Genomic DNA, 12,721 nt, shown 5'->3' on the forward strand with positions numbered 1-12,721 from the left:
TGGTCACAAAGTTATAGCGGTTTGGGCGAGACCGCCAAATTTTTTTACATATCACTCCGTCCTGAGGTTGTCGACCGGGTTCGCGGCCGCCGCTCTAATCGTTTGATAGCTAATGGTTAACAAGGCGATTAGCGTCATCGCCAAGCCACACAGCGGGAACAGCCACCAGCTCAGGGCGATCCGATAGGCATAGTGTTGCAGCCATGCATGGTTGGCCCACCAGGCCAGCGGCGTGGCAATCACGAACGCGAGCCCGACCAACGCCATAAAATCCCTGGACAAAAGGGACACGATTTGACGGATGGAGGCGCCGAGGACTTTCCGGATGCCGATCTCCCTGGTGCGCTGGTTCGTCGTATACATAACCAGTCCCAGCAGGCCGAGACAACTGATAAAGATGGTTAGGCCCGCGGACCACGCGATCAAACGCTCGATGCGTTTCTCTTCGCCATAAGAATTGTTGATGCTGTCGTCCAGGAAATTGTAGTCGAAGGTGTCATCCGGGTACAGGCTCTTGAAGGCGGTTCCCATCCGATCAATGGTTTCCTTCCACCTGCCCCTGGGGGGGAGCGCGACGATCATCGTCCTGCTGTCCGACAGCGAATGGAAAAACGCCATCGGTTCGATGGCATGATCCAGGGAATGCGCGTAAAAGTTCTTCATTACCCCTGCAATAGGCACGCGCTTGCCATCCCACAGCGTAACCTTCCCGATGGCGTCTTCCGGTTTTTGAAAGCCCAGCGCGTGCATGTAGGTTTCATTGATGACAATGTCGATAACGGTATCCGAGGGCAACGGCTCCCGGCCTGCGATCAGCGGTATGTGGAAAAGCTTGAGGAAATTGACGTCGCCCGCTTTTAATTCCACTGGTATTTGCAGGTCCTTTTTACCGTCCTTGTAGTTGATCTCCTTGTGCCACCAGCCGCCGGAATTGGTGACGTCGCTGGCCAGGCTGGCCATCTCCACCGCGGGTAATTGTTTGACTTCGTTCAAAAGTGCAAGCCGTCGGCTTACGGAGGTGTCTCCACCGGGTATGGAAAAGCTCAGCACCGCCTCCTTGCGGAACCCGAGGTCGGAGTCGAGCATGTAGCGGATCTGTTTGGAGACGACCAGCGTCCCCATGATGAAAAATTGTGCGATGACGAACTGGGATACGGTCAGTGTTTTCCTCATCCATGCTTTACGCGTATTGCTCGAGACCCCTTGGTTTTTCATCACCACGGCCGCGTTCCAGGAAGAAAGCACCAATGCCGGGTATGTGCCAGACAACAGGGTCACGGCGACAACCAGCAGGGCTACAAAAAGAAAAAGCGACGGATCGGTGAACGTAAAATGGAACCCTTGGGGCATATAATCCGAGAACGCCTTCACCAGCCAGCGGAGCAACAGGAGGGATAAGACAGCGGAGACGGAGGTGACGAGGAACGTCTCGCTCAAAAACTGGGATACCAGCTGCAACCGTGAGCTGCCCATGGTCTTCCGGATGCCGATCTCCCTGGCCCGGACCGTAGCCTGCGCGGTCGTCAGGTTGATAAAATTTATACAGGCAAGCGCCAAAAGAAAAACGGCGATCGCCATCATCCCATTCAACATATTTTTATCGGATACCGGGCTGTCCAGGATGCCGTAATCCTTATTGAAATGAACATCGCTTAAGGGCTGAAGCAAGAATTTCCAGGAGTAGTGGTACTTGCGTTCGTCGTCCCCGATGTACTTTTCCCCCAGGTAATGCAGCCGGGCATTGATGGCGTCCCGGGTCGATCCCTTGGAAAGCCGGACGAACAATTGCTGGTCGCTCGTCGTCCCACCCCAGTCATCCCAAAAGAAATGCCGCCGCAAACCCTGGTTGTCCAGCAGGGTGGCGAGCGAAATAAACTCATGGAAGGAAAAATCGGTGCTGCCTTGCTTGTCCAGGTCCCGGACGATCCCGGAGACCTGCGCGGTAATGGAATCGTCATACACAATCGAGCTGCCCACGACCTGGTCGTAAGATTTACCGGGAAAATACAATTGTGCACGCGTTTCATCCAGAACGACGCGCCCCGGCTGCTGTATTGCTTCCGGCGACCCCGCCAGCCATGTGAAGTGCAGCATTTGGAAATAGGCAGGATTGGTAAAAATGATCTTGCGTTGCGCCGGAAATTTTGCCGGTTTCTTTTCCCCGGGCAATTGGATGCTTTGCTTGTTTGGGCTGTAGTACCGGAATACGGTAACAAGATCGGTGCCGGCCAGTTCTTTTTGAACGACCTCCGACATCGGGGCCTGGGTACCCCGCGTATGCCCGCTGCCGTTTTGCGAAGAATAATCGCTCACCACCCGGTACAACCGTCCTGCATCCGGCTCGAACCGGTCGAAGCCGTAGCTATAGCGCACGATGAGGAAGATCACCAGCGAGGCGCTGATGCTGATCGCAAGCCCCAGCACGTGGATGGCGGAGAGGATCTTGTGGCGCTGCAGATTGCGCGCGGCGACGAGCAGGTAGTTTTTAAACATGCCTTATCCCCCGCGAACGCCATGCCTGGGGCTATTGCGCTGACTTTCAAGGCTATTTGGCGCTATGTCGTCCGCAAACGCAACGGCAGGTGTGCGGTTTCGATACACCGGCGTCTACGCGTCCAGCGCCTGCCGTATGTCCGCCAGGATATCTTCCGGCGCCTCGAGCCCCACGGAAATGCGGATCAACCCGGGCGTAATCCCTACGGCGAGCCGCTCGGCCTCGGAGAGCTTTGCGTGCGTGGTAGACGCCGGGTGGGACGCGATCGTGCGCGAGTCGCCGAGGTTGGCCGTGAGCGACAGCATATCGAGGGCGTCGAGGAATTTGCGACCGGCATCCAGACCGCCGGCGAGCTCGAAACAGACGATGCCGCCGCCGTTGGACATTTGTTTGACGGCGATGTCGTACTGGGGATGGGATTTCAGGAACGGATACTTTACCGAGAGCAGCCGTGGGTGGCCTTCCAGCGCGGTGGCGATCTTCAGTGCGCTGGAGGCGTGGCGGTCCATCCGGACTTCCAAAGTCTCGAGGCTCTTCGACAGGACCCACGCGTTGAATGGCGACAGGGCAGGACCGGTGGTGCGGCAGAACAAATAGACGTCGTGGATCAAATCGGAGCGCCCGACGACTACGCCGCCCAGCACGCGTCCCTGTCCGTCCATCCACTTCGTCGCGGAATGGATTACGAGGTCGGCGCCGTACCGGAGCGGCTGTTGCGCAATGGGTGTGGCAAAACAGTTGTCCACGACCAGCAGGATGCCTTTTTCCTTTGTCAGCTTACCGACCCATTCCAGGTCGACCAGGTCGAGACCGGGGTTGGTGGGGGTTTCCAGGAACAACATCTTCGTATTGGGCTGGATCAGCGACGCCCAGGTATCGGGTTGGTTGATGTCGGCGTAGGTGTAGGTGATGCCCCAGCGGGAGAGGTATTTGGTGATCAGCGAATGGGTCGAGCCAAAGATGGAGCTGCAGGACAACAGGTGGTCCCCGGTCTTCAGGAAGGAGAGGAACGTGCCAAAGATGGCGCTCATCCCCGAGGCCGTCGCAAAACCGGCCTCCGCACCTTCGAGCGCGCATACGCGGTCGGTGAACTCCTGGACGCTGGGGTTGCTGAAGCGGGTGTAGATGTTGGCGTCGTTTTCGTCGGCGAAGGCGGCCCGCATGTCTTCCGCGCTGTCGTAGGTAAAGCTGGAGGTCAGAAAGAGCGGGGAGGAATGTTCCATCTCATCCGTCTGCGGGACGCGGGTGCGGATGGCTTTTGTTATTGGTTGCATGATTTTTTTTTGGTTGGAGAGACTTAGTTCACGGTCACGCTCCAGGACAAATGCGTCCCGGATTTGCGGAGGGTTTCCGCAACGGAACAATACTTCTCCATGGACAGCTCTACGGCCCGCTGGGCCTTCCCCGGCTCTATATCTCCCTTCAGGTGAAAACGGATCGCGACGTTTTCCCAAAGGGAGGGCTCTTTGCCCGCCTCCCGGGTGCCGTCGATCTGTATGGTGAAGTCGTCGATCCGCTGACGTTGTTTCTTCAGGATGCTGACGATGTCGATGCCGCTACAGCCGCCCAGCCCCATCAACAGGAGCTGCATCGGCCTGGCGCCGTGCTCCGTGCCCCCCGAGGCGGTCCCTGCGTCGAGACGGACGGTGTTGCCATTAACGTCCTTTGCCTCAAATCCGAAATTGTCATCGATCCGTTTCAATTCGATCAGCATAATCGCACAATATTTTTTACAAAGTTAACGGCGAATCGTTTTTACTTTGCAGCTATTTTTAATAGCGGTGTCGGGACGGTGGACTAAATTGCCCGCCAAGGCCGCCGCCCCGACTTAAATAACGGCATGTCGTCCATATTGCAATATTATCGTCACAAACGCCCGTTCGCGTTGGAATCCGGCCTTATCCTGGACGAATTTACCATAGGGTACCATACGTTTGGCCACCTGGATGCGGAGGGGAATAACGTGGTGTGGGTTTGTCACGCGCTCACGGCCAGCAGCAACGCGGCCGAGTGGTGGAGCGGTCTGATCGGGCCCGGCAGGGTGATCGATACGGACAAGTATTTTGTCGTTTGCGCCAATATCCTCGGGTCCTGTTACGGCACCGAGGCGGCGATCTTCGAAGGGGAAACGCCGGCCCTTATAACGATCCGGGACATGGTCCGGGCGCATATCCTGCTCCGGGAGCACCTGGGGCTGGCGAGTATCCGGCTGCTGATGGGCGGCAGCATGGGGGGCTACCAGGTCCTGGAGTGGGCGCTCATGGAACCGGACGTGATCCGGGAATTATTCCTGATAGGAACGGGCGCCTCGGAAAGCGCCTGGGGTATCGCCATCCATACCGCCCAGCGCCTGGCGCTGGAGGCCGATCCGACCTGGAACCTCCCGTCGGGCGGCGCGGCGGGGCTGATGGCCGCCCGGGCGATCGGCATGCTGACCTACCGGACTTACCAGCAATATGTCAATGCCCAAACCGGTCCTCCCGGCGCCCTCCAGGGGTTCCGGGCCGAGTCGTATATCCGGTACCAGGGTGAAAAGCTCGTCAGACGGTTCCATGCCCGGAACTATTGGGTCCTTACCCGGAGCATGGACAGCCATAACATCGGCCGGGGCCGGGACTTGGACCTGGAAATGGCCCTGAAGAGCATCCGGCAGCGGTCCCTGGTCATGGGGATCGACAGCGACCTCCTGTGTCCCTTCGTGGAGCAGAAATTCCTGGCGCAGCACCTTCCGCAGGCCCGTCTGATAGGGATCGACTCGGTCTACGGACATGACGGTTTTTTGACAGAATCGGCCAAGATTAGCGAATATTTAGCCGAGTGGCTTCGTGAAGCTTAAGTACCTTTGCGTACTATGCACGAAGCGGAAGAATACATAGATGTGTTTGGCGCGCGGGTGCACAACCTGCGTAACGTAGATCTTCATATTCCCAAGAACAAAATGGTGGTCATCACGGGTATCAGCGGAAGCGGCAAGTCTTCGCTGGCCTTCGATACCATTTACGCGGAGGGACAGCGGCGGTATATGGAGACCTTCGGCGCCTATGCCCGGCAATTCATAGGCGAAATGGAGCGGCCGGATGTGGACAAGATCACCGGGCTTTCTCCGGTCATATCCATCGAGCAAAAGACGACCAACAAGAACCCCCGTTCCACGGTGGGCACGATAACCGAGGTCTATGACTTCCTCAGGCTGTTGTATGCCCGTATCGGCGAAGCCTACAGCTACAACACGGGGAAAAAGATGGTGAAGTTCAGCGAAGAGGAGATCGTCGCCAACATCTACCAGAAATTCAAGGGTAAAAAGATCACCCTGCTGGCGCCCCTGGTCCGGGGACGCAAGGGCCACTACAGGGAGCTGTTCGAGGACATCCGGAAGAAAGGATACGTAAAGGTGCGCGTGGATGGCGAGATCCTGGACCTCGCGCCGAAGATGCAGGTCGACCGGTACAAGATCCACGACATCGAGGTCGTGGTGGATCGCCTGCCCGTCGCCGACGATATGCGGGTCCGTTTGAGCCAGAGCGTCCAGAAGACGCTCCAGGCGGGCAAGGATCTGTTGTTCCTTTTGGTGGGCGACGCGGGTAAGGTGCTGCAGTATTCCAAGCAGCTGATGTGCGAGGACACCGGTATATCCTACGAGGAGCCCTCGCCGAACTCGTTCTCCTTTAATTCGCCTTATGGCGCGTGCCCGGTGTGTAAGGGCCTCGGCACCATATACCAGATCGACCTGAACGCGATCATCCCCGATCGTTCGGTCTCCGTAAAGGATGGCGGTATCGCGCCCCTCGGCGGCGAGCGCGCCGCGTATGTGTACAAGCAGGTAGAGCAAATCCTGAAGAAATACCGCGTCAAACCCGAAACGCCGATCCAGGACCTGCCGCCCAAAGTCCTCAACGTCCTGCTCTATGGGAACGAGGACGGCGAAGGGACCACGGAGGTCGGTTTTGAAGAGGAAAACACGGGCAACCCCGAGGAATACGAGGGGATCGTGAATATGGTCAAGCGCTGGTTCTCCGGTGGCATGAGCGAGCACGTGCGGGAGTGGGCGGAGCAGTTCATGGAGCTCAAGACGTGTGATACCTGCGATGGTGCCCGGCTCCGGAAGGAAAGCCTGTGGTTCCGCGTGGCGGATGAAAACATCGCCGAGCTCAGCTCCTGGAACCTGGACACGCTCTGGGCGTGGTTCAACGGGATCGAAAAGCGCCTGTCCGCCAAGCAGAACACCATCGCCAAGGACATCCTCAAGGAAATCCGGGAGCGGCTGCAGTTCCTGCTGGACGTGGGTCTGACCTATCTGACGCTGGAGCGGCCCACGCGTACGCTGAGCGGCGGGGAATCCCAACGCATCCGGCTGGCCACGCAGATCGGATCACAGCTGCAGGGCATCACCTATATCCTGGACGAACCTTCCATCGGTTTACACCAGCGGGACAACCACCGGCTGATCGAGGCGCTCCGGAACCTCCGCGACATCGGTAACAGCGTCCTGGTCGTCGAGCACGACAAGGACATCATGATGGCGGCCGACTACCTGGTGGACGTGGGACCCAAGGCGGGTATCCACGGGGGCCGTATCGTGGCCCAGGGAACGCCCGAGTCGCTGCTCAAGCTGGACACCCTGACCTCCAGCTACCTCAACGGCCACCGCCGGATCGAGGTACCCGCGACCCGGCGGGCGGGCAACGGGAATTTCCTCGACCTCAAAGGAGCCTCCGGGAACAACCTCCAACAGGTCGACCTGCGCATACCGCTGGGTACGTTCGTATGCGTCACGGGCGTGAGCGGGAGCGGGAAAAGCACCCTCATCAACGAGACCCTGTATCCCATCCTCAGCCAGTATTGTTACGGGTCCAAAACGGCGCCCCTCGAATACAAAAGCATCAAGGGGCTGGAGCACGTCGATAAGGTCATCGAGATCGACCAAAGCCCGATCGGCAGGACGCCCCGCAGCAACCCGGCGACGTATTGCGGCTTTTTCACCGAAATCCGCCAGCTCTTTGCCGCGGTGCCTGAGGCGAAGATCCGCGGATACAACGCCGGCCGTTTTTCCTTCAATGTCAAGGGCGGCCGTTGCGATGTATGCGAAGGCGGCGGGATGCGCGTCATCGAGATGAACTTCCTCCCGGACGTCTATGTCCCCTGCGAAAAGTGCAACGGGCGCCGCTATAACCGCGAGACCCTCGAAATCCGCTACAAGGGCAAGTCCATCAGCGACGTCCTCGACATGACCGTGGACGAGGCCGTGGAGTTCTTCACCGCCGTGCCCTACCTCTACCGGAAGATCAAGGTCCTCCAGGACGTCGGCCTCGGCTATATCACCCTCGGCCAGTCGGCCGTCACGCTCAGCGGCGGCGAAGCCCAGCGTGTCAAGCTCGCCACCGAGCTTTCCAAGCGCGATACCGGCAAGACCTTCTATATCCTCGATGAGCCCACCACCGGTCTCCATTTCGAAGACATCCGCCACCTGATCGACGTGCTGAATAAGCTGGTCGAGCGCGGCAACACCGTCCTCGTCATCGAGCACAACCTCGACGTCGTCAAGGTCGCCGACTGGATCGTCGACCTCGGCCCCGAAGGCGGCGCCGGCGGCGGACGAATCCTCGTCGAAGGCACCCCCGAAGAAATCCTGTCCTGCGCCGAGAGCCATACGGCGGCGTTTTTGAAACTCGAGCTCCCCGACGGTGCGGTGGTAAAGAAGCGCGTCGCACCCGCCAAAGCCCCCACCTTCCCGCGGAACCCCGCCGAAGCGCGTTCCGCAGCCAAGGCCGCCAGGGAGGCCGCCGAAAAAGCCGCGAAGTCCGCCGCCGCCGAGGCCCGCGCCGCCGCGAAATCGGCGAAGACCGCCGCGCCCGCCAAGTCCGCCTCGAGGACCGCCACCCGCAAAAAGAAGTAACGCGCGTGCGCCAAAGCGCCCCGTTCCGGGGGATTACAAAGGGGGGCCTTGCCCCCCTTTGTCGCAACGCATATGTTTTTTTGGCCCCGAGGCTTAAGTTTTCAAACCCCAAGCCTCGGGGCCAAAAAAAAGAGGGGTGGTAGACACCTCCCCTCGGCTATGCTTGGATATATGGCTAAAACAAATTAATTCTAACATCTTGTGGCCGTGAGGCCCAGCGGCGCATTGGATGCAAAAACCGGGCCGTAGCCTCGCTTTCGCGGCGCGCTTACCAGCGCACCGGGCACCTCACCTGGTCGCTCGCGCGCCCGAACCAGGAATCGGAATTCCCGAACTTGACGATCACGCGGATGGTGAAGGTAAAGTAGGAGTCATCGTGGGTGGGGTCGCCGCGCGTGGAAAAGTCCGAGGACGGCAGACCGCTCTTGTTGTACATCTGGTAGGCTATGGCGGCATTTTGCGGCGAAAGGTGCTGCTGGAAGAGAGCCATGGCCTTCGCGCCGGTGGGATCGTACCCGCCTATAAAGGTGGTGCTGACGTCGTCCAGGTAATCGGTATGCGTAATACGGTCCAGCAGTTCACCGCTGATGGCGACCCTGTCCGAAAGGTCGTAGCGGGCGCCAATCCCCATGGGAAAGTTCATCTGCCAAAGGCTGTATTCCGGGGGATAGCCCGGACCCCAGCCTTCACCCTCGGTATGCAGCGGCCGGAGGTTAACCCAGCTCGTGCGACCGGTGTTGGGGTCGGTATAGGAACCCTGCGGGTTGAAGTGAAAGCCACCTATGCCTATTACCGCGTAGGGACGCAGCCGTGGCTGGTAGTCCAGGGGCAGGGTAAAAAAGTCGGTGGGATAGATCTCGAGACAAACGGTGGCCTCCTCGATGGCGGAACGGAAATCCAGTTTGCGCATCCGGCGGCCCTTGGAGGCAAAGTCGCCCCCGGTGGTCATGGCGTCGTTACCATAGATACGACCGTAGTCGAGGTTGGCCCGCACCCCCAGCCAGGAGGCGGGATAGATGGCGCCGGAAAGTCCCAGGAAGTAACGGGTGGTCGGCAGGTTGAGGTCCTTTACAAAACGTTTCCCATCCCCAAGGTTCCCCCCCAGGTCACCCAGGAAGAAAGAGGGTCCTATTTCAAAGCCGAGGTCGGCTTCCATGTCTTTAAAAGAAAGGGCTAACTGGGCGTGTGTGCCCGAGGACAACAATAAGCCAATAAGGAGCAGGGTAAGCGCTGGAAATCTCCACGTAAAAAGAGGGGAACTCTTTTTCATAAAATACGGATCTTAGGTTTTCAGGTATGGATTTACGCTGTAATAATAGCAAACAATCGCGGAAATTCCTAATATTTCACCATTTCTATATGCGGAATGTTGTCTTCCAGGTACATGTCGCCGGTTTGGACAAAACCGAAGGAGCCATAAAACTTATCCAGGTATTGTTGCGCGCCTATCCTGACAGGCTGCTGACCATAAAGGCTATATAAATGTGTAAGGGATTGTGCGACAAGGGTTCGCCCCAGACCTTTGCCCCGGCTGGCCGGAGAAGTAACGATCCGGCCGATCGAGGGCTCCTTGTATTTGACGCCGGGAGGTACGATCCGCGCATAGGCGCCCAAGAACGCCGGCTCGGTAATAAATCCGCCCAGGCCGTCGGGGCGGTCGATGCCCCCGGTCCAGCCCATCAGGTGATGGCAGACGTCGTCGGCGCCGTCCATGTCCAGGAACACGCAGTTTTGTTCCACTACAAAAACCTCGCTGCGCAGCCGGAGCAGGGCATACAGCTCCGCGGGGGTAAGCTCGTCAAAAGTTTTGGGGATCCATTGGTCCATGGCTAGTATTGGTATTTGTCCTTCCAGAGTTGTTTGAGGTAGCGCCTCAGCTCTTCTTCCCGGGCATTATGCCCGGGCTCGTAGAACTTAGTCCCCGCGAGCGCTTCCGGGAGGTATTCCTGCTGGGAAAAATTATTCTCGTAGTTGTGTGAATATTGGTAATCCTTACCATACCCCATGTTCTTCATCAGGCGGGTGGGTGCATTCCGGATGTGCAGAGGGACCGGCTGGTCGCCGTACTTCCGGACCGCGGCCATCGCGGCGCCGATGGCGGCCACGGCGGCGTTGCTCTTGGGGGAGCAGGCCAGATAGGTACAGCATTGCGAAAGGATGATGTTCGCCTCGGGGTAGCCGATCTTGTTGACCGCCTCGAAGGTGGCATTGGCCATCACCAGGGCGGTGGGGTTGGCGTTTCCGATGTCTTCGCTGGCGAGGATCACCATCCTGCGCGCGATGAACTTGACGTCCTCGCCACCCTCGATCATCCGGGCCATCCAGTACAGGGCGGCGTTGGGATCGCTGCCGCGCAGCGACTTGATAAAGGCGGAAATGATGTCGTAGTGCTGATCTCCGCTCTTGTCATAGAGCGCCACCTTTTTCTGGGCCGCGTTCATGACCACCGCGTCGGTGACCTTGCCGCCGGGCGGATCGGATTGGGCAACGATCTCCAGCAGGTTGAGGAGCTTCCGGGCGTCACCCCCGCTGAGGTTGATGAGCGCGGCGGTCTCGACGAGCTGGAGCCCCGCGGCGCGTATCTCGGGATCTTTTTCGAGGGCCGTCTGAAGCAGCTTCTCCAGGTCCGCGTCGGACAGGGGCTTTAGCACATACACCTGGGCGCGGCTGAGCAAGGCGCTGTTGACCTCAAAGCTGGGGTTCTCCGTGGTGGCGCCGATGAGCGTCACGATGCCCTTTTCCACGGCGCCCAGCAAGGCGTCCTGCTGGCCTTTGTTGAAACGGTGGATTTCATCGATGAAAAGGATGGCGCCGGGTTGCTCCCTGGCTTCGTCGATCACCGCCCGGACTTCCTTTACCCCGCTGCTGATCGCGCTGAGGGTGTGGAACGGCGCGTGCAGCGTGTGGGCGATGATGCCGGCGATCGTGGTTTTGCCCACACCGGGCGGGCCCCATAAAATAATCGAGGGAATCTTGCCGTGTTCGATGGCATTACGCAAAATGCTGCCCTTCCCGGCCAGGTGTTCCTGCCCGATGAGGTCATCCAGCCGCGTGGGCCGCATGCGTTCTGCCAGTGGAATGGTGGGCGCCATTGCGGTGCAAATATACGGCAGACCGGGCTATGGCCGCTGCCTTGTCCGTGGCCGTCATGGCGGTGCTGACGTCGGCCAGCCGGACGGGCCCCGGCCAATCGTCCAGCTCCACCACTACCAGATAGCCATCGGCCCCGCCCGCGGAGTCCAGGGCGTCGATCAGCTGCTGCTGGTCGCTGTAGACGCGCTTTCCGTCGGCGTCCCAGTTCTCGTGGGTGCAAAGACAGCCCAGCGAAGGCGTTTGGGGGTACCAAACGCAGCCCTTGAAGTACTCCGGGTTGATCGTGGTGCCGTGGGCAATGACTTCCCGCCGGCCAAGCCGGCCCGCGTAAAAGGCCCCCTGCATCGCAAAGTCTTCGCGCCAGGAAGGCGGCAACAGATCCTTATACGCGCCCAGGTACCAGGTAGTATCGGTGATGCCGTCGTTCTTGAAAAAGCGGGCCGGCGTCACCTCATACGGCATCCGCATCTGGATGTTGAGCGTGGGCCCGAGGAATTGGTTCCGGGAAAAACCAAGTCCTTCCATGCGATAGATTCCCTGGGGCGTGTTGCCGTCCTTGGTATAGTAGGGGAGGTTGGTAACCGAACGGGCCAGCTGGGGAACTGAGAAGAAGGAGCCGTCCGCATTCTTCTGGAAGGTGCCGTCCGCGCGACGGATCACGGTGAGCCCCGGGTAGTCGCGGTTGGACCGCTGAAAGCTGAATACAATGAGCTTGCCTGGTTGGATGGCCAGGAGGTCTTCGAGCGGGGGCGTCAGCGTGGGCACGCCTTCGTGGTTGAGACGGCGGCGGAACAGGTCCAGGACGGGGTCCGCGCTGCTGTCCTGGCGTTCTTTTAAACGCATCCGGATCGCCGTCCGCGCGGCGTTATCCCCCGGATCGAGCAACAGGTATTCCGCGCACAGCACAAATACCCGGTCGCTTTGCGTCCGCTGCATCAGCGCTTCCACCTGCGTCCGGAATCGCCTGGGGTAGTTGGCGAATATCAGTTGGAGGAAAGCCTTTGTAAAGTCTTCGGAGACCTCGTCGATATGCTCCCAGGCCGCGGTGATCCGCTGGAGCGTAAACGGCGTTTTATACCGCATCAATTCCATCCCATAGAACGGGTCCGACCAGTCGTCCTCGGTGGAGTCCGCCAGCGGCAGCGTCAGGTCGCGCTCGATATAATTTTTTAGAAAATTCTGGTAGAAGGCCTCCCGGCGGGCTTTGCTGGCAAAGGTGCTGTAGACGGGCCGCGGTTCCG

At 59.1% G+C, this 12,721-nt stretch carries 9 protein-coding genes; 2 read left to right on the forward strand and 7 right to left on the reverse strand.

Annotated elements, in window-relative coordinates:
* Positions 1–51 precede the first annotated feature (51 nt).
* The 3 genes from VL547_RS05665 to VL547_RS05675 all read right to left on the reverse strand — a co-directional run bounded on the left by VL547_RS05665 (position 52) and on the right by VL547_RS05675 (position 4,208).
* A complete protein-coding gene (locus VL547_RS05665; protein WP_325576123.1) occupies positions 52–2,493 on the reverse strand; it encodes an ABC transporter permease in 2,442 nt (813 codons plus the stop codon).
* Positions 2,494–2,607: 114 nt separating this feature from the next.
* Entirely contained in the window at positions 2,608–3,768 is a 1,161-nt protein-coding gene (locus tag VL547_RS05670; RefSeq protein ID WP_325576125.1) for a trans-sulfuration enzyme family protein, read from the reverse strand.
* 23 nt (positions 3,769–3,791) lie between these two features.
* Positions 3,792–4,208 carry an OsmC family protein gene (locus VL547_RS05675; protein WP_325576129.1) on the reverse strand — a complete coding sequence of 139 codons (417 nt, stop codon included), beginning with the start codon at positions 4,206–4,208 and terminating at the stop codon, positions 3,792–3,794.
* A gap of 126 nt (positions 4,209–4,334) precedes the next feature.
* Between VL547_RS05675 and VL547_RS05680 the strand changes: the two genes are divergently transcribed.
* Both VL547_RS05680 and uvrA read left to right on the forward strand, forming a co-directional pair.
* A complete protein-coding gene (locus tag VL547_RS05680; RefSeq protein WP_325576131.1) occupies positions 4,335–5,330 on the forward strand; it encodes a homoserine O-acetyltransferase family protein in 996 nt (331 codons plus the stop codon).
* A gap of 15 nt (positions 5,331–5,345) precedes the next feature.
* The gene (gene uvrA / locus VL547_RS05685) at positions 5,346–8,387 is read left to right on the forward strand and encodes an excinuclease ABC subunit UvrA (protein WP_325576133.1); all 3,042 of its coding nucleotides are present in this window, start codon (positions 5,346–5,348) and stop codon (positions 8,385–8,387) included.
* A gap of 268 nt (positions 8,388–8,655) precedes the next feature.
* Here the strand turns inward: uvrA and VL547_RS05690 are convergent, their stop codons facing one another.
* The 4 genes from VL547_RS05690 to VL547_RS05705 all read right to left on the reverse strand — a co-directional run.
* Complete coding sequence (locus VL547_RS05690) at positions 8,656–9,657, reverse strand: hypothetical protein (protein ID WP_325576135.1); 1,002 nt, start codon at positions 9,655–9,657, stop codon at positions 8,656–8,658.
* Positions 9,658–9,725: 68 nt separating this feature from the next.
* Positions 9,726–10,214, reverse strand: a complete 489-nt coding sequence (locus VL547_RS05695; RefSeq protein WP_325576137.1) for a GNAT family N-acetyltransferase — start codon at positions 10,212–10,214, stop codon at positions 9,726–9,728.
* 2 nt (positions 10,215–10,216) lie between these two features.
* Positions 10,217–11,479, reverse strand: coding sequence for a replication-associated recombination protein A (locus VL547_RS05700; RefSeq protein WP_325576139.1), 1,263 nt, complete (start codon positions 11,477–11,479; stop codon positions 10,217–10,219).
* A partial coding sequence (locus tag VL547_RS05705) for a hypothetical protein (protein WP_325576143.1) occupies positions 11,427–12,721 on the reverse strand: 1,295 nt, incomplete at its 5' end. The genes VL547_RS05705 and VL547_RS05700, both read right to left, overlap by 53 nt.

The sequence above is a fragment of the Dinghuibacter sp. genome (assembly GCF_035492835.1).
Taxonomy (GTDB): domain Bacteria; phylum Bacteroidota; class Bacteroidia; order Chitinophagales; family Chitinophagaceae; genus Dinghuibacter.

Coding starts and splice junctions, on each gene's coding strand:
- VL547_RS05665 (WP_325576123.1), bottom strand. CDS start 2,493: ATGTTTAAAAACTACCTGCTCGTCGCCGCGCGCAATCTGCAGCGCCAC.
- VL547_RS05670 (WP_325576125.1), bottom strand. CDS start 3,768: ATGCAACCAATAACAAAAGCCATCCGCACCCGCGTCCCGCAGACGGAT.
- VL547_RS05675 (WP_325576129.1), bottom strand. CDS start 4,208: ATGCTGATCGAATTGAAACGGATCGATGACAATTTCGGATTTGAGGCA.
- VL547_RS05680 (WP_325576131.1), top strand. CDS start 4,335: ATGTCGTCCATATTGCAATATTATCGTCACAAACGCCCGTTCGCGTTG.
- uvrA (WP_325576133.1), top strand. CDS start 5,346: ATGCACGAAGCGGAAGAATACATAGATGTGTTTGGCGCGCGGGTGCAC.
- VL547_RS05690 (WP_325576135.1), bottom strand. CDS start 9,657: ATGAAAAAGAGTTCCCCTCTTTTTACGTGGAGATTTCCAGCGCTTACC.
- VL547_RS05695 (WP_325576137.1), bottom strand. CDS start 10,214: ATGGACCAATGGATCCCCAAAACTTTTGACGAGCTTACCCCCGCGGAG.
- VL547_RS05700 (WP_325576139.1), bottom strand. CDS start 11,479: ATGGCGCCCACCATTCCACTGGCAGAACGCATGCGGCCCACGCGGCTG.